At 69.1% G+C, this 17,436-nt stretch carries 16 protein-coding genes; 10 read left to right on the top strand and 6 right to left on the bottom strand.

The window, feature by feature from the left end:
- The first annotated feature begins 31 nt into the window (after nt 1-31).
- From HEB94_RS16140 to HEB94_RS16120, 5 genes are all read left to right on the top strand, one after another.
- Nucleotides 32-1,243, top strand: a complete 1,212-nt coding sequence (locus HEB94_RS16140; protein ID WP_192750654.1) for a cytochrome P450 — start codon at nt 32-34, stop codon at nt 1,241-1,243.
- A 311-nt stretch (nt 1,244-1,554) separates the two neighbouring features.
- Complete coding sequence (locus HEB94_RS16135; protein WP_192750653.1) at nt 1,555-2,589, top strand: enolase C-terminal domain-like protein; 1,035 nt, start codon at nt 1,555-1,557, stop codon at nt 2,587-2,589.
- A gap of 61 nt (nt 2,590-2,650) precedes the next feature.
- On the top strand, nt 2,651-4,648 hold the full coding sequence (locus HEB94_RS16130) for an ABC transporter substrate-binding protein (protein WP_192750652.1): 1,998 nt from the start codon (nt 2,651-2,653) through the stop codon (nt 4,646-4,648).
- A 131-nt stretch (nt 4,649-4,779) separates the two neighbouring features.
- Nucleotides 4,780-5,067 carry an MFS transporter gene (locus tag HEB94_RS16125; RefSeq protein WP_192750651.1) on the top strand — a complete coding sequence of 96 codons (288 nt, stop codon included), beginning with the start codon at nt 4,780-4,782 and terminating at the stop codon, nt 5,065-5,067.
- On the top strand, nt 5,064-6,242 hold the full coding sequence (locus tag HEB94_RS16120) for an MFS transporter (protein WP_192750650.1): 1,179 nt from the start codon (nt 5,064-5,066) through the stop codon (nt 6,240-6,242). Before HEB94_RS16125 ends, HEB94_RS16120 begins: the two co-directional genes overlap by 4 nt.
- Here the strand turns inward: HEB94_RS16120 and HEB94_RS16115 are convergent.
- Nucleotides 6,227-7,258 (bottom strand): NAD-dependent epimerase/dehydratase family protein, encoded by a 1,032-nt coding sequence (locus HEB94_RS16115; protein WP_192750649.1) that lies wholly within the window; start codon nt 7,256-7,258, stop codon nt 6,227-6,229. The genes HEB94_RS16120 and HEB94_RS16115 overlap by 16 nt on opposite strands.
- A 124-nt stretch (nt 7,259-7,382) precedes the next feature.
- Between HEB94_RS16115 and HEB94_RS16110 the strand changes: the two genes are divergently transcribed.
- Nucleotides 7,383-7,937, top strand: a complete 555-nt coding sequence (locus HEB94_RS16110) for a TetR/AcrR family transcriptional regulator (protein ID WP_192750648.1) — start codon at nt 7,383-7,385, stop codon at nt 7,935-7,937.
- A 14-nt stretch (nt 7,938-7,951) separates the two neighbouring features.
- Here HEB94_RS16110 and HEB94_RS16105 read toward each other — a convergent pair whose 3' ends face one another.
- Complete coding sequence (locus HEB94_RS16105; protein ID WP_192750647.1) at nt 7,952-8,797, bottom strand: CPBP family glutamic-type intramembrane protease; 846 nt, start codon at nt 8,795-8,797, stop codon at nt 7,952-7,954.
- A 148-nt stretch (nt 8,798-8,945) separates the two neighbouring features.
- Here HEB94_RS16105 and HEB94_RS16100 point away from each other — a divergent pair, with 148 nt between their 5' ends.
- Entirely contained in the window at nt 8,946-9,590 is a 645-nt protein-coding gene (locus HEB94_RS16100) for a CatB-related O-acetyltransferase (RefSeq protein ID WP_192750646.1), read from the top strand.
- Nucleotides 9,591-9,659: 69 nt separating this feature from the next.
- Here the strand turns inward: HEB94_RS16100 and dinB are convergent, their stop codons facing one another.
- Complete coding sequence (dinB, locus tag HEB94_RS16095; protein WP_337917719.1) at nt 9,660-10,850, bottom strand: DNA polymerase IV; 1,191 nt, start codon at nt 10,848-10,850, stop codon at nt 9,660-9,662.
- Nucleotides 10,851-10,904: 54 nt separating this feature from the next.
- Nucleotides 10,905-11,585: a P-loop NTPase family protein gene (locus HEB94_RS16090; RefSeq protein ID WP_202896374.1), complete on the bottom strand. Its 681-nt coding sequence runs from the start codon at nt 11,583-11,585 to the stop codon at nt 10,905-10,907.
- 337 nt (nt 11,586-11,922) lie between these two features.
- Between HEB94_RS16090 and HEB94_RS16085 the strand changes: the two genes are divergently transcribed.
- A complete protein-coding gene (locus HEB94_RS16085; protein ID WP_192750643.1) occupies nt 11,923-12,810 on the top strand; it encodes a phytanoyl-CoA dioxygenase family protein in 888 nt (295 codons plus the stop codon).
- An 86-nt stretch (nt 12,811-12,896) separates the two neighbouring features.
- On the opposite strand, the gene HEB94_RS16080 is transcribed toward HEB94_RS16085, so the two are convergent.
- Entirely contained in the window at nt 12,897-13,676 is a 780-nt protein-coding gene (locus HEB94_RS16080; RefSeq protein WP_192750642.1) for a phytanoyl-CoA dioxygenase family protein, read from the bottom strand.
- Between the two features lie 217 nt (nt 13,677-13,893).
- On the opposite strand from HEB94_RS16080, the gene HEB94_RS16075 reads away from it, so the two are divergent.
- Nucleotides 13,894-14,250 (top strand): YciI family protein, encoded by a 357-nt coding sequence (locus HEB94_RS16075; RefSeq protein WP_192750641.1) that lies wholly within the window; start codon nt 13,894-13,896, stop codon nt 14,248-14,250.
- A 316-nt stretch (nt 14,251-14,566) separates the two neighbouring features.
- Nucleotides 14,567-16,819, top strand: a complete 2,253-nt coding sequence (locus HEB94_RS16070; RefSeq protein ID WP_192750640.1) for an FAD-dependent oxidoreductase — start codon at nt 14,567-14,569, stop codon at nt 16,817-16,819.
- Nucleotides 16,820-16,838: 19 nt separating this feature from the next.
- Here HEB94_RS16070 and HEB94_RS16065 read toward each other — a convergent pair whose 3' ends face one another.
- The gene (locus HEB94_RS16065; RefSeq protein ID WP_192750639.1) at nt 16,839-17,420 is read right to left on the bottom strand and encodes a hypothetical protein; all 582 of its coding nucleotides are present in this window, start codon (nt 17,418-17,420) and stop codon (nt 16,839-16,841) included.
- Nucleotides 17,421-17,436: the final 16 nt, after the last annotated feature.

Genomic DNA, 17,436 nt, shown 5'->3' with positions numbered 1-17,436 from the left:
GGCTCGCCCCGACGACGAGGAGTCCTCCCGCATGGCCGTGGACACCCTGATCCACCGGATCAACGACTACGCCAGTCGCGCCGACCCGTATCCCCTCTACGCGGAGTTGCGCCGGCATCGCGTGGCGCGCCAGGACGACGGCACCTATCTGGTCGGGACCTACCACGAGATCGAGGCCCTGCTGCACGACCCGCGGATCAGCTCCGACGGCCGCAACCGCATCCCACCGGAACGCATCGAGCCCGAGGACGACCTGCCCCCGTCGTTCATCATCGTCGACGATCCCGAACACGACCGACTCCGCCGCATCGCCATGCGGCCGTTCGGTCCGCCCCACACACCGGGCCGGATCGACTCGCTCGTCGGGGAAATGGCCGGCGTCGCCCGGGACCTTCTCACCGGTCTCCGGGGCAGGGACGTCGTCGACATCGTGGACGACTTCGCCTATCCGCTGCCGGTCACCATGATCTGCCGGCTGCTCGGCGTTCCACGGGAGGACGAGACCAGGTTCCGGGCCTGGTCGGAGGCGATCATCGCGAGCTTCGACCCCACGCCGGGCGAGGACCCGGCCGTACGGGAACGCGCCGGCCTCGAGGCGCGCAGGGCGATGGGACAGTATCTTGGCGATCTCGCCGACACCCGCCGCGGTCACCCGGCCGACGACATGCTCTCGGCCTACGTCGAGGAAGAGGGGCCCGACGGTCGGTTCACCCGGCCGGAGCTCATGGCCACCGGCGTCCTGCTGCTCATCGCCGGCCACGAGACGACCGTCAACCTGATCACCAACGGCACGCTCACGTTGCTCCGCCATCCCGAGTGGCTGGAGCGACTTCGACGCGAACCGGCGCTGATGCCCCGCGCCGTGGAGGAACTCCTGCGGTACGAGCCGCCAGTGCAGATGCTGCCGCTGCGTACGCCGCTCGCCGACGTCCACGTCGCGGGTACGACGATCCCCCAGGGCGCGCCGCTGATCCTCGTACTCGCCTCCGGCAGCCGGGATCCGGTGCGGTTCGACGACCCCGACCGCTTCGACCCCACCCGCGAGGACAACCAGCATCTCGGGTTCGGCAGCGGCATCCACAACTGCTTCGGCGCACCGCTGGCCCGACTGGAGACCCAGGTCGCGCTGACCGAACTTCTCGCGCATCTCGGCGGTGCCCGGCTGGTCGAGGACCCACCGCCGTACCGACGCAGCCCGATCCTTCGCGGGCCGCGCCACCTACCGGTCGCGCTGCACGGGTAGACCACACCGTTTCCGCAACCGGGCAGGAAGCCGGACGCCGAACGCCCCAAGGCGTTTCCGTCGCCGTCGACGATCGGCACTGTCCACGATCGGTCAGTCACCAGGCGTGAACCGAAGGTGGTCATGCCGCCACCTCATAGCTACTCTGAGCCCGTATTCGCCCTCTGACAGCCGCACAGTTCTGCTGGGCAATCAATGAGGCCGGGCCCATCGATTCCGACGCATTGCCGACCTGCGGACCGCCGATGTCGTTCGCGCGTGATCTCATCGGCCGGGCGCATCGAGTGCCGACACGCGAAGCGAGGCAACGGATGCGAATCAACGACGTGAAGACCGATGTCGTCGAGGCACCGGCTGGACCTTCCTATCGTTGGCGTAAAGGAATTCCGGGTTCGTCGCCGGCGGGCACCCGCGCGGTCATCCGGGTGATCACCGACGCGGGTGTCGAGGGTGTCGCGCACGCCCGGAGAGGCTCGATCGTCGCCGAGGTCGTCGCCCGCCGGCTACGGGACGAACTCGTGGGCCAGGACCCCCTCCAGCGCGAGTACCTGTGGCACCGGATCTGGGAGGTCGACCGGATCGAGGAGTTGCCGATCTACGCCCTCGGTGTGCTCGACGTCGCGCTGTGGGATCTCGCCGGGAAGGCCGCCGGCGTTCCGGTTCACCAGCTGCTGGGCGGATTCCGCACCTCCATCCCCGCCTACGCGAGCACGGTCACGTTCGAGTCCGTGCAGGAGTATCTCGACGTCGCCGACCAGTGCCTCACGCTCGGCTACCCGGCGATCAAGCTGCACGCCTGGGGCGACGCCCGCGACGACGCCCGGTTGTGCGCCGCCCTACGCGCGCACGTGGGCGACGACATACCCCTGATGTACGACGGGTCCGCCGGCTTCGACCTTCCGGACGCGCTGTATCTCGGCCACGCGCTCGCCGACGCGGGGTACCTGTGGTACGAGGAGCCGATGCGGGAGTTCAGCATCACCGCCTACCGCATCCTGTCCGAGAAGGTACGCGTTCCGCTCCTGGTCGCCGAGACCTCCGACGGCGCCCACATGAACACCGCCGACTTCATCACCGAGGTGTCGCCCGCGTTCGTCCGCACCAGCGCTGCGTTCAAGGGCGGGATCACCGGTGCCATGCGGATCGCGCACCTGGCCGACGCGTTCCGTATCCGCGCCGAAGTACACGGCGGCGGAGCGGTCAACCGGCATCTGTGCATGGCCATCGCGAACACGACGTACTACGAATCCCTCATCTACTCCAACCCCGTCCAACGGGAAGCCGCCGTCGGCCCGGACGGTCACGTCCAGGCACCGACCGAGCCCGGCATCGGCTACGAGTCGTGACGCGACTTCGCCGCCATCGGCCTTCACCCGCATCATCGGCCTCCGTGAAAGGCGTATCGCGATGGATCATCGAGAGGAACGACGGAGTCTCAGCCGCAAGTCCTTCCTGAAGACCGCCGCCGCGGCCGGAGCGATCCTGACCCTTCCGGGCTGCCAGTTCTTCGCGACCGATCCGGAGAAACGTCAGCCAGAGCCGGCCGGCGGGGCCGGTGGATCCGGTGCTCGCACGGGCAAGGAAGCGCCCATGCTCGCCGAGTTGGTCAAGCAGGGAAAGCTTCCGGCGCTGAAGGATCGGCTGCCCAGCGCGCCGCTGGTCGTCGAGCCGGTCGAACGCCTCGGCACCTACGGTGGCACCTGGCATTCGTTGTTGGTGAGCGGCGAGTACGTCGCCTGGATGGATCGGCAACAGCGCTACAACGGCCTGCTCCGCTACAACCGGAACTGGAGCGGCATCATCCCCGACCTGGCCGAGTCCTACGACGTCAACAACGACGGCCGGGAGTACGTGTTCCACCTCCGGCAGGGCGTGAAGTGGTCGGACGGCCATCCGTTCACCGCCGACGACATCATGTTCTGGTACGAGGACCTCCTCATGAACGAGGAACTCACTCCGGTGCCGCCCACGGACCTGTTGAGCAACGACCAACCACCCAAGGTCGAGAAGACCGACGACCACACCGTCGTCTTCAAGTACGACACTCCGCACGGGCTGCTGCCACGCGTCCTGGCCGGAGGGTACGGGGACGAGATCATCGGTAAGCCGCGCCACTATCTCCAGAAGTTCCACAAGAAGTACAACCCGGAAGGGATCGAGGCGCTCGTCAAGGACGCGAGCCTGGACGACTGGGTGCAGCTCTTCCTGAACCAGGCCGACTGGTCGATCAACCCCGACCTGCCCGTCCTCAGCGCGTGGGTCGTCACCTCACCACTCGGCGACGGACTCGAACGCATCATCGCCAAGCGAAACCCGTACTTCTGGAAGGTCGACCCGCAGGGCCGGCAACTCCCCTACATCGACGAGATCCACTACTACGTCATGCAGAACCTCGAGGCGGCACTGCTGCGAGCACAGAACGGCGAGTTCGGCCAGGTGGACCGGCACATCAACACCCTGCGGAACAAGCCGGTCCTGGCCCGGAGCAGGGAGAAGGGCAACTACAGGTTCTTCGACCTCACCTCCGAACTCGTCAACGAGGCGATGATCACCCTCAACCTCACCCACAAGAACCCGATCAAGCGGCAGATCTACCAGAACAAGGACTTCCGCATCGGCCTGTCCCACGCGCTGAACCGGCAGGAGATCATCGACGCCGTCTACCAGCGTCAGGGCGAGCCCTGGCAGAGCTCACCGCGCCGGGAGTCGAAGTTCTACAACGAACGGCTCGCGAAGCAGTACATCGAGTACGACGTGGCCAAGGCGAACGACCACCTCGACCGCGCGGGGTTCAGCCGACGCGACGGGGGTGGGTTCCGGCTCGGCCCGGACGGAAAGCGCATCTCGATCATGCTCGAGTGCACCGTCCAGTGGGACAGCCCGGTGCTCCCCGACGTCGCGGAGTTCGTCAGCCGTTACTGGCGTGAGGTGGGCGTCGAGACGGAGCCGCGGGTGTGGAGCGCCGAACTCATGGCGAGTCGTGCCGAGGCGAACCTCCAGGACGCGGCGATCGACGTGGACTTCGGCGGACTCAACATCCTGATGGACCCGCGCGCGGTCTTCCCGCACCACGGCACGGAACACTTCCTGCCCTGGGTGCAGTGGTACGAGAGTCGCGGCAAGGGCGGCGAGGAGCCACCGGAGCCCATCCGCAACCAGATGCGGCTCTACAACGAGATCAGGACGACGACGGATGAGAAACGACAGGACGAGCTCATGCGGCAGGTCATCGAGATCGCCGCGGAGGAGTTCACCCTGATCGGGATCATCCTGCCGGCCACTGGTTACGGCATCGTGCGCAACGACTTCCACAACGTCCCGAAGTCGATGATCAGCAGTACGGGCGCGTGGTTCCCGACACCCGGACCGACCGATCCGCACCAGTACTTCATCTCCACGGACTGACACCGGACTGTTTGCTGCTTCAGCAAGTTTCTTTGCGACAGAGCCAGGGGCCCTCGACACTCGACCCGGTACGACGAGACGGGGGACGTCGACGTCGAAGCCTTCCACCGCTCTTGTCGCAAGGAACATCTGTGCCCACCCAGAACACACCGACGGCAGCCGCCACCATCCGGCCGACGGCCGCGGACCCCAGGCGCTGGACCGCCCTGGTCGCCATCACGCTGGCCAGTCTGATGGTCGTGCTCGACGCGTCGGTCATCAACATCGCACTCCCGGACGCCCAACGCGAGTTGGGCATCGCGCAGGCGGACCGGCACTGGGTCGTCACCGCCTACGCCCTCACCTTCGGCGGCCTGCTCCTGCTGGGCGGACGCGTCGCCGACATCAACGGACGCAGGAGAACGCTGGTCCGTCCTTGATCGGGTTCGCCGCGGTCTCGGCACTGGGAGGGTTCGCTTCCACACCGGAGCTGCTCTTCGTCGCCCGCGGCGCCCAGGGCGTGTTCGCCGCGACACTCGCCCCGGCGGCGCTCGCACTGGTCACCGTCACGTTCACCGAGGCGCGGGAGCGCTCGCGTGCCTTCGGAGTCTTCGGCGCGGTCCAGGGCGCGGGCGGGGCGGTCGGCCTCCTGCTTGGCGGCGTACTGACCGAGTACGTCGACTGGCGCTGGTCACTGTTCGTCAACGTACCCATAGCGTTCGTCGCCGCCGCACTCGCGCTCTACTCGGTTCGCGAGAGCCGCCTCGAGAAGACGCACCGGCGGTACGACGTTCCGAGCGCGGCGCTCGCCACCGCCGGATCGTTCGGTCTGGTCGCGGGATTCACCCTCGCCGCGGACGAAGGCCGGGGTTGGCGCGATCCGCTCACCCTGGTCACCCTCGTCGCCTCCGGTGCGATTCTCCTCGCGTTCGTCGTCAGGCAGCACCGCGCCGAGCACCCGATGCTTCCGCTGCGAGTGGTCACGGACCGGGTCCGGGGCGGCGCCTATCTCACCACCCTGCTGGCCGCCGGCGCGATGTTCGGAATGCTGCTGTTCCTGACCTACTACCTCCAGGGGAGGCTCGGACTCACGCCGCTGCGAACCGGTCTCGTGTTCCTCGTCTTCAGCGTCGGGATCATCGTGAGCGCCGTGCTCGTGTCGGCGCTCCTTCCCCGGATGGGTCCGCGCCCGCTGATGGTCTCAGGGATGGTTCTTGGTGTCGTCGGAATGCTCACGCTCACCACGATCGACCACCCGCGAAGTCTAATCCTTCTCCTGTCGGCGCTCGCGCTGCTTGGCTTCGGGCTCGGTGTCGTGTTCGTTGCCGTCAACAATGTCGCCCTCAGCGGAATCGACGCGAACGACGCCGGAGTGGCCAGCGCCCTCGTCAACACCACCCAGCAGTTGGGCGGCGCGCTCGGCGTGGCTCTGCTGAACACGATCGCGAGCGGCGTCACCGCCCGGGCCGCGCACAACGCCGACGTGGCGGGGTATCGGGCCGCCTTCGCCGTCGCCAGCGCCCTGCTCCTGGCGTCCACGTTCGTCGTCCTCGTCACCGCCGGGCGGCCCTTCCGTACGGGGAAGAGCAAGGCCGGGGCCTACGGACCGACCTGAGCGGCCTTCGCCTCGATGAGGCTCCGCGCGCAGTCGACGAGCGTCTCGGCGGCGGGCCGCGGCTGCCAGCCGAGCAGTCGCCGCGCCTTGTCCGTGCGGTGCCGGTTTCGTCGCCCGAGCGCGGGGACGATCTCGCGCAGTGAGGGGTCGAGGAACCTCGCCGCGAACCTGACCGCGACATCGGGAAGCTCCCGCGTCGGCGCCTTGTCGGCGGCCGGACCCAGCCCCGCGCGGAGAGCGCGGGCCATCTCCCGCATCGACACGAGTTCGCCTGTCGCCAGGAACCGCTCACCCGCGGCCGCCGGCGCCGTCATCGCGCGGATGTGGATGTCGGCGATGTCGCGTACGTCGACGATCTCGAACGCGATTCGCGGGGCGCCGCGCATGCTTCCGTCGAGCATCCGGGCGATGATCCGCGTGGTGCCGAGGTGGCCGACGTCGAGGATCGGGCCGAACACCGCTCCCGGCAGGATCGTCGTGAGGGTGGTGGGTCCGTCGTGGTCGGCCATGAAGTCCCACGCGGCCTTCTCCGCGATCGTCTTGGCTCTCCGGTAGGGGATCAGGGTCGGGTCGTCGGGATCGGTCCAGAGCGTCTCGTCGGTCACGCTGTCGTCGCCGTAGGAGGAGGGGCTCGCCGCGTTCGCCGCCGACGTCAACACGACCCGCTGGACGCCGGCGTCGGCGGCCGCACGCAGCACCCGCAGGGCGCCGTCCCGCGCGGGGACGATCAGGTCGTCCGCGCCGCGTGCGGTGTCGCCGAGCGGGGACGCCACGTGGAGCACGAAGTCCACGCCGTCGACCGCGGCGTCCCACCCGTCGTCCGCGGTGAGGTCCGCGACGACCAGGGAGAGGCGGTCAGTGGGATCGACCACGGACGACACGGCGCGCCGGACCGTCGCTCCCCTGCTGCCGTCCCGGACGGTGCTCCGCACGCGGTAGCCGCGCCGGAGCAACTCCGCGACGCACCAGCCCGCGACATATCCCGTACCTCCGGTCACCAACACGGTCTGCGCCACCGATCCTCCTCGATCGTTGCCATGATCCTTTTCCGGAGACCTCTCCGGTAGTGGACCCGACGGTACCGGAGAGGTCTCCGTCTAGCAAGATGGGGCTGAGGAGTCGCGAAGGGAGCTGTACGACATGACGGGGAAACCGGTCCGGTCCGACGCCCGAGAGAACCGGCGTCGGATCCTGGAAGTCGCGCGCGAAGCGTTGTCGAGGGCGGGTGACACGTCCCTCAACGAGATCGCCAAACGCGCCGAGGTCGGTCCGGGCACGCTGTACCGCCACTTCCCCACCCGGGAGTCACTCGTCCTGGCGATCTACCGGCACGAGCTGGAGGAACTCGCCGCGCTCGCTCCCGCCCTCCTCGAAACCCAGCCGCCGCTCACGGCCCTGCGCGGCTGGCTGGACCGGGTCGCGCGCTACGGCCAGGTGAAGTACGGCGTCGCGGAGGTCATTCACGCGGCCACGACGGCAAGCCTCGAGGACGAGGCCTACGCGCTGGTCATCGGCGCGATCAAGCAGCTGCTCACCGCGGGCGCGGACGCCGGCCTGCTCCGCCCCGACGTCGACCCGGACGACTTTCTGCTGCTGATCTCGTTCCTGTGGCGGATCGACCCCGCGACCGGAGGCGAGGCACGCGCCGCCCGGATGCTCGACCTCGTCATGGAGGGTCTGCTCCTCCGGGACTGAACGCCGCTTCGCCGCTACGCGGCGCCGGCCGCGCGTCCGCACGGATCCGGCTGGAGCGTGCGCCAGTCGAGGCTCCCCTTCTTCAGGCGTTCGATGGCCTGCCAGCCGAGGAAGAAGGGCAACCCGCCCAGGGCGACCAACTCGAGCGTGCCGAGCCCTGTCGTCTCGAAGACGGCGCCCTCGCCCGAGAACAGCTGCGCGACCGTCTGGAAGCCGAGGTGGAAGCCGATGCCCGCCCAGATGTCGCCGGTGGCCACGCGGAACACGCCGAGGACCAGGGCGAAGACGAAGAAGACGAGGATCCGGTCGATGGAACGCGCGGCGCCCACGAGGAACCCGAAGAGCGTGAAGAGGGCCGCCTGCGCCACGACCGCCTGCCACGGCTGCACCCTGGTGACGAGGTTGCGCTGGAGGTAGCCGCGGAAGACGAACTCCTCGGGCAACGCCTCGTACAGGAAGACGAGCACGACCAGAAGGGCCGCCGTCTGCAGAACCTCGCCGACGGAGGCACCCAGGCCGATCTCGACCCAGCCGAAGCCGAGACAGAGCGCGAACCCGAGCGCCGCCGGGACCGCCCAGCAGGCCACGCCGAGCAGTAGGTGCCGCCAGCCGGTGCGGAGCGAGGGCAACCCGAGTCCCGCCCACGGGCGGCGGGCGAGCAGGCGGCGGGCGAGCACCACCATCGGTACGACGAGGATCGTCGTGAGGACCGCCCGCGCGGCATGGGTGAGGCGGTCGTAGCCGTAGCCGAGCGGCGTCCCGTGATAGACGAACAGCCAGAGCAGGACGGCCGCGACGAAGACGATCAGGATGCGGAACGGCAGAGCGGGACGGGAGTCGGTCGGCGTGTCGTCGGGCACGTCAGGCTCGCTCTCTGGGGGTGAACGGTGACCCTGAGCCAAAGCCTAGCCGCGCGTGCCCACCCGCCCGAGCGACCAGTGGATCTCCTGCCGGACCGGGCGCCTGGCACAGTGGGAGGACCCGAATCCGAAACCGAAGGCGTCCTCCATGAACCGCGTGCCCGCCGACCCGACTACCCTCCATCCGTTTCCCGACCAGCCGCGGGTGGTGCTGCTCAAGCCACTGGTGAAGTCCGAGCTCATCGAGGTGGGCGAGTACTCGTACTACGACGACCCGGATGACCCGACGTCGTTCGAGACCCGCAACGTGCTCTACCACTACGGGCCGGAGAAGCTGGTCATCGGGAAGTTCTGCGCGCTGGGTACCGACGTTCGGTTCATCATGAACGGCGCGAACCATCGCATGGACGGTCCGTCCACCTTCCCCTTCCCCATCATGGGTGGCTCCTGGTCGGATCACTTCGATCTGATCAGCGGCCTGCCCGGCAGGGGCGACACCATCGTCGGGAACGACGTGTGGTTCGGCTACCGCGCGATGGTGATGCCCGGCGTCCGCATCGGACACGGCGCGATCATCGCCTCCGGCTCCGTGGTCGTCGACGACGTTCCCGACTACGCCATCGTCGGCGGAAACCCGGCCAAGCTGATCCGCACCCGCTTCGACGCGGACGAGGTCGCCCGACTTCGCAGGCTCGCCTGGTGGGACTGGCCCGTCGAGCACATCACCGAGCACCTGCGCGTCATCATGTCCGGCACCGTCGAGGAGCTCGAGCGGATCGCTCCGCGCGGCTGATCCGACCCGAGACCACCGACCGAGCCGGACTCGATCCTCCGGCCGGGACCACGCGGGCCAGGACACGACCTAGTCGGGCAGCATCGGCACCGTCAGGCCCTGGTCCCGGCCGAGCAGGACCGCACGGGTGACCGCGCCCGAGTCGAACCGCTCGCGTACGGCGTCCAACGCGGCGTCGAGGGCGGCGTCGCGGTGTCCGTCGAGCGGCAGTTCGAGTTGGACGGCACCGTCGTCGTCGAGGTTGCTGACGGCCACTCCCACCAGGGTGAGCCCCCGACTCTCGATCAGCGGGTTCGCCGCCGTCCGCAGACCGCGTACGGCGGCGAGGATCTCGTTGGTCTGCGCGCTCGCCCGAGCGAGGGTGTGCGAGCGGGTCGCCCGGGAGAAGTCGTCGAACCGCAGCCGGAGCACGACGGTGCGCCCGGTCCGCCCGGCCGCCCGCATCCGGCTGGTGACGCGTTCGACCAGGCCGATGAGGATGGCGTCGATCTCATGTGGCGACCTGGGCCGACGACCGAGCGCGCGCTGCGCCCCGACGGATCGGCGCCGGCGACCCACCTGCACGGGCCGTGGGTCACGGTTGTGGGCGAGCGCGTGCAGATGCCGCCCCGCCGCGCGGCCGAGCATCGAGACCAGGGTCGACTCCGTGAGCTCGGCCACCTGACCAACCGTGGTGATGCCCCGGTCGCGCAGTTTCTTGGCGGTGACCTGGCCCACGCCCCAGAGTCGTTCGACCGGCAGTGGGTGCAGGAAGGCCAGCTCACCGTCGGGCTGGACCACCAGCAGGCCGTCGGGCTTGGCCACCCCGCTGGCCACCTTCGCGAGGAACTTGGTGCGCGCCACGCCCACCGTGATCGCCAGGCCGACCTGGCTCAGGACGTCGTGCCGCAACCGCACGCCGATGTCCACGGGCCGGCCGGAGATCCGCCGCAACCCGCCGACGTCGAGGAACGCCTCGTCGATCGAGAGCCCCTCGACCAGCGGCGTCGTCTGCCGGAAGACCTCGAACACGGCCCTGCTCGCCTCGGAGTAGGCCGACATCCTGGGCGGGACCACGATCGCCTGCGGGCACAGCATCCGAGCCTGTCCGCCACTCATCGCCGTACGGACGCCGTAGGCCTTGGCCTCGTAGCTGGCGGCGAGCACCACGCCCGCTCCGACGATCACGGGTCGGCCGCGCAGGCGAGGATCGTCACGCTGCTCGACAGATGCGTAGAACGCGTCGAGGTCAGCGTGCAGGATGGTCGCCTCACCTGGCACGAACACATGTTCGCATATCGCGCGCCAGGAAGCGAGGGTTGTCCTGCCGAAAGGTCAGCGCCCGGACGGGACGACGTCCTGGAGCCGGCCGCGCAACCGCTCCCGGACGTACCGCGCGATCTGCCCCGCGTCGGCCACCCCGGCGTCCGCGATCACGACGTCCCATCGCGAGGCCGCCAGCAGCCGCAGCGTCAGGTCGGCTTCGCGGCGAAGATGCTCGGCCGCCGACGCCAGGTCGACCACGGAGCGGGTGCCCGGCGCGGCGCCGAGCTTGCCGACGTACCACTCTGCCCACGCCGGCCCCTCGCGATCGACGGCACGCTGTAGCGCCACCCCCGGGTCGTCCCGCAGATAGACCAAGGTCACCCGAGTCGGCTCCACGGCCCGCTCCAGGTCGCGGATGATCTCGGCGATCGCCGGCTCGTCCTGACCCCAGGCGACCAGCGACGGGACGAACGGGATCAGGGCGTCGGTCACCAGGACGTCCACCCCGCTCCCGCGGGCATGTTCGACGTAGGAACGGGTGGCGGCGACCAGGGTGCGCGGGTGTACGACCCCGTCGCCGGCGAACTCCTCCGCCACATCGCGAAACTGCGCACGGGTGAGGATGTGCTCCTCCTCGAAATGATCGACCACCGCGCCGGCGTCACGGAGCCAGCTCGCGAGCGCCACGCACAGGGTCGACTTTCCGACACCCGGACTGTTGCCCACCACCGCGATCCAGTGTGTTGTCATCGGGTCAGGCTCCCACATCACTTCTGGCCATGACCGGTCCCATCGTCGCCGCCGCCCGCCGACGCAGGTGCGCGACGCGGTAAGTTGCGATGGCGTGAGGTCCAACGGCAGTTGAGAACTCCAGCGGCCCGGCGGCCGGGAATTCCGATCACACGGCCGGACATGCCAGCGAGGCAACGCGGCTTCGCCCCGAATCAGCTGGCGCACCGATGCGTCGACGACTGCGAGACAGACACAGCCACCAGGTGCCCTCCACTCCCCTGGCCCCGAAGCGCCCCGTGCGCTCGACGTCTGTCCCCACGGAAGATCCGTCACCCCGGCAGAAGGGAAAAGAAGAATGGGTCGCATCACGGAAGCAGACTACGAACACTGGCGTGAGCACGGGTACGTCATCGTGCGCCTCCTGGAGGACGACGAGGTGCGGGCGACCGTCGAGAACATCCACGAGTACATGCCTCCCTGGGAGGAGTACGCCCGTCATCCGCGCTGGTACGCCGACTCCGTCGCGAGTCTCACCGGGCGGCTGCGCACGCACGCCACCTTCCCCTTCGTGGGTGACGCGTTGAACGCCTCGACGCTGCATCCGGAGCTGATCGCCTTCGCCGAACGGGTCATCGGCACCGACCGGCTCATGCTCAGCCACGGCCAGCTCGGCGGGAAGTATGCCGGCACCCGTGACTTCGAACAGCGACTGCACCTGGACTACGGCAACAACACCCTGGTCTGCCCCAAGCCGGACGAGGAGATCGTCGACCTGCCGGCGATCATTTACTACACCGACGTGACGGTCGACCTGAGCCCGACCTACGTCGTGTCCCAGCAGTTCACCCGCGACGAACCGCGGGAGCCGCGCCATCGCAGCCGGGAGGACCACCCCGAGCTCTACGCACACGAGTTCCCCGTCGTCGTCCCCGCCGGCTCGGTGCTGATCTACTCCATGAACACCTTCCACCGCGGCTCCGCGCTCCGCGCCTCCGAAGGCCTCCGCTACGCCCAGAACATCGGCTTCAAGCGGGTCGACACACCTTGGGCCGGGCAGGTCACGTTCCAACACGACGGTGGCAGCGCCGAGATGAACCACTTCCTGGAGAACGCCACTCCCCGCGAACGCGAGTTCGTCGGATTCCCACGCGTCGGCGACCCCTACTGGGACGAGAACACCATCGCCAACGTCGGACTCCGCTACCCGGGCATGGACATGAGCCCGTACCGCAAGGCCCTCTAGGACACGACCCAGCCCCGGTGGCTGTCGCCGCGACTCGGGTGACGAACGCGGCGACAGGCACCTGGCGCACGGAGGGTGCCGGCGAGCTAGCCGAACGGCAGCGGCTGGTAGCTGGCCCCGTAGGGAGCGTCGGGCCGTTCGAACTCGCCCATCAGGGCCCGGCGCATCGGCGTCGTCCGCTCCAGGAAGTCCTCGGAGTTGGCGAACCGGTCGGCCGCACGCACCCACGGCGGGCTGTAGACGTAGTGCGCCGTGTAACGGTCGCGGTCTCCGTCGTGGCGGTAGGTGCGGTGCCACACACCGTTGTGGAACAGGAGCACCGACCCGATCGGCGCGCAGATCACGTGCCCGATCGGGGTGTCGCCCCGCTCGGCGCGGATGTCGGCCGGCAGCGGCACCTGGCTGCGGTGGCTGCCCGGGATGAGTTCCATGTTGCCCGTGCCCGGCTCCAGCTGGTCGGTCAGCAGGAACGACGCCCGCAACTGGATCAGGGGTACCGGATATCCCACCTGGTTGAAGTTGTACGCGCTCGAGCCGTCCTGATGCCAGCCACCCACCCCGGCGTGCGCGGGCTGCATGGTGTTCCAGCTCGCCTGCAGGATGAACCGGTCGCCGAACAGACCCCGCACCTTGGGCAGCACGGCCGCATGGTCGATCAGTCGCTCGAGGCTGGGTTCGGTGTGGTAGCCCTGTCCGATCTGGCCGAACGCCCGTTCGCGGGAGGCGTGCAGCCGCTTGGACGCCTCATAGGCCTCCTCCGCCTCCGCCGGGGTCAGCACGTCGGGGATCACGAGGTAGCCCCACGACTCGAACACAAAGCGATCCAGATCGGTGAACGGGCCCGGCGCGACTTCGGGATTCATCATCTATCGGATGCTCCTTCGATTGCCTGTGTACCGAAGACTCCCCGCTGTTCACCCACGATCCCCCAGCGGTGACGCGCGCGCCAGCGGCGTTCCGCGAACGGCCGCGCCTTCTCCCGGAGCCACCTGGACCGGGCGCGTCGGTTTGTCGATTGGCGGACTCCTGGTACGTCATAGGCATGGTCGGGCCGACCGGGCCCCACATCATCGGAGCAGCGACATGGCGAAGTACCTGGTCCTCATCTACGGGGACGAGCAGAAGTGGGACGCGAGGACCGCGGAGGAGGAGCAGGCCAACATGGAGGGGCACGAGGCCTTCCGGGCGGCGGCCGGGGCCAGCGTGCTCGGCGGTCACGAACTGGAGTCCACGACGGCCACGACCAGCCTGCGCGCGGACGCGACGGGCCGACTCATGGTCATCGACGGACCGTTCGCCGAGACGAAGGAGGTGCTCGGCGGTTACTACGTGCTCGACGCCTCCGACCTCGACCAGGCGATCTCCCTCGCCGGGAAGCTCCCGGAGGTCCATGCGGGCCACAGCGGTGTCGAGATCCGCCCGATCCGGGAGCACGGCTGAGCGCCGGGAGCGGGTCGCGGCCGCGTGGCGGGCGTCGGGCCTATGCCACGGCGCGTACGAACAGGAACCACGGCCGGGTGGTGAGCCGGCCGTAGGCCTCCGGATCCCGCGCGGCCGCAGCACCCGGAGCATCGGACAGGCCGCCAGCAGCCGGGTCCGCGTGGGGCTGACCGGTATCGACCACACCTGCCCGCGCGCCGGGTCCCTGGGCGCCAACACGATTACCGTGGCCGTTGAGTCTCGGACCTCGCCTTCGAGCACACCACACAGGTACGCCGACGGGTGAGCCGAGGCAGGAAGAGGAGGGTTGATCGGCATGCGCTCGGAGCAGGTCAGAAGCGACGTCACGGTGATCGGCGGCGGGCTGGCGGGAGTGTGCGCGGCCATCGCCGCCGCACGTGCCGGATCGCGGGTCGCCCTGGTGCAGAACCGTCCCGTGCTCGGGGGCAACTCCTCCAGTGAGGTCCGGGTCTGGGTCTGCGGTGCCACCGGCCACGGATTCCACCGCAACGCCCGCGAGACCGGAATCATGGGCGAGCTGTTCGTGGAGAACCAGTACCGCAACCGCGAGGGAAACCCCTACTACTGGGACCTCACCGTGCTCGAAGCCGTTCGGGCCGAGCCGAACATCACCCTCTTCCTCAACACCGACGTGACGGAGGTCCAGGCGGAGGCTCTTCCGACCGCCCGGTCGGAGGACGGCTACGAGCAGCGGGTCGTCTCGGTCACCGGCTGGATGTCCGGGTCCGAACGCCGCATCCGCTTCGAGAGCCCGGTGTTCATCGACTGCAGCGGCGACGGCCTGATCGGCTTCCTCGCCGGTGCCGACTTTCGGACCGGCCGTGAGGCGTACGACGTCTACCAGGAGCCGTGGGCGCCGCAGGTGCCCGACGACAACACCCTCGGTAGCACGATCCTCTTCTACACCAAGGACGTCGGACGGCCCGCACCCTTCATCCCACCGCCCTTCGCCAAGGACATCACCGAGACGGCCGTCCCCGACCGCCGCGTGATCGCCGTGGAGAACAACGGCTGCGCGTACTGGTGGATCGAGTGGGGCGGCGAACTCGACGTCGTGGACGACAACGAGACGATCCGCGACGAGCTGCAGTCCGTCGTCTACGGCATCTGGGACTACATCAAGAACTCCGGCAGTTTCGCGGCGGACAACCTCACCCTGGAATGGATCGGTTCGGTCCCGGGCAAGCGGGAGTATCGCCGGTTCGTCGGCGACCACGTGCTCACCCAGCACGACGTCCTGGGCCAGACCGAGTTCCCCGACCGGGTGGCGTTCGGAGGCTGGTCGATCGACCTCCACCCGCCCGGCGGTGTCTACGCCAGCGAACGCGGCTCCCGGCACTGGCACGCCGACGGCAACTACCACATCCCGCTGCGTTGCCTGTACTCCCGCAACGTCGCGAACCTGTGGATGGCCGGCCGGGACATCAGCGCGAGCCACGTGGCGTTCGGCAGTACGCGGGTGATGGCCACGTGCGCCGTCCTGGGCGAGGCGGCCGGCCTCGCGGCACATCTCGCGCTGAGCCTGGACTGCTCTCCGCGTGAGCTCGCGCGCGACCACGTGAGCGAGGTCCGCCGGGCGTTGGTGCGCACCGACGCGTCCGTCCTCGGAATCTGCTCCGAGGATCCCCACGATCTCGCCCCGCGCGCGACGGTGACGGCGTCGTCCACCCTGCGTCAGCTCACGGTCGAGGTCAGCACCGACACGGAGGCTCTCGACGCCCCGCTTGGGATCGTGCTGCCTGTGGCACCCACCCTCGGCGCGCTGGAGCTGTTGGTCGACGCCCGGGCCGACACCACCCTGGACGTCGCCGTTCACACGACTGGCAAGCCGCAGAACTACCTGCCGGCCGACCAGGTCGGTGCGACGCAGGTCGCGGTGTCCGCGGGAGAGAAGCAGTGGGTTCGCGTCAACCTCGACTGGACACCGCAGGAGGCACAGAACGCGTTCGTGGTGCTGGCGCCCAACCCCGACCTGAAGGTGCACCGGAGCGCGACCACCGAGCCGGGACTGTTGTTCTTCCGGCATCGGGAGATGGACCCCGACGAGCAGTACACCGAGCAGTGGCGGTCCTGGAAGCACGTCTGGCATCGGGAGGGCCTGTGCCTGCGCCTGGTCGAACAGACTGACGCGTACGCACCGCAGCGCGCCGTCGGCGGCTACGCCCGCCCTTACGGGGGCCCACAGCTGTGGGCGTCGGAGCCGTTGGCCTTCGACCCGCACCCGTGGCTCGAGCTCCAGTGGCCGGAGCCGGTCGAGATCCGCCAGCTGGCCGTGATCTTCGACGTCGAGGTCGAGGAGGACCTGATCAACCTGCACCACCACTGGACGCCGAGCGAAACCATGCCCGGGCTGGTCCGCGACTACGAGATCCAGGCGCGGACCGACGGGCAGTGGCACCCGGTGGCCGGTGAGCAGGCTAACCGTCGACGGACCCGACGCTTCGACGTCGACCTGCGTACGGACGCGCTACGCGTCGTCGTCCACGCCACCAACGGCGCGCCACGTGCACACATCGTGTCCGTACGCGCCTACGACGACCGGCGCTAGAGGCGCGCGACGGAACCTCTCAGTGGAGCCAGCGGACCTTGGAAAGGTCGGTGGTGAGGGCGACGTCGCGCCATGCGCTGACGTCGTGGTGGTCCTTGCTGGCGACGTAGATGGCCACCCGTGTCCCGCCGAGCTGTCGCTGTAGATGCCTCGCGTCCTGCGACTCGGGGCAGAGCTCGTCGTCGAGGCTGGTCGGCTGGACGCACACGGCGACGATGGGGAGGTCGTCATCGTCGGAGGATCGGTCCGGGTCGGGAGAGAACACGACCTCACGTGAGTCGGCATGCCTCCAGCTGACGTCGGCGCCGCCGTAGCCGTCGGGCAGCCCGAGGTCGGTGAGGGAGGTGCCGTCGCTGCCGTCGCCGGTCTGGTCCCGCGCCCCGGAGTCGAAGCTGTACAGGCGTCCGTAGTCGTAACCGGCAGGCAGCGCCACCGGTAGGACCATCGGCACGCCTTCGGCCGCGGCGAGTTGGGCCTGCGCGTACTCGCGCGTGTCCGGCGCCGGCTCGTCCTCGCCGCCGGTCAGGTGGGACCAGGTGAGCGCCGCGGCCACAAGGCCGACGGCGATCCAGAGCGGTGCACGACGACCGGCCAGATCCATGCGGTGATCCTGGCAG

It is taken from the genome of Actinopolymorpha pittospori (genome assembly GCF_014873875.1).
Lineage (GTDB): Bacteria > Actinomycetota > Actinomycetes > Propionibacteriales > Actinopolymorphaceae > Actinopolymorpha > Actinopolymorpha pittospori.
Note: the sequence above shows the minus strand (reverse complement) of the source record. Positions and strands in the feature narration are given on the sequence as shown.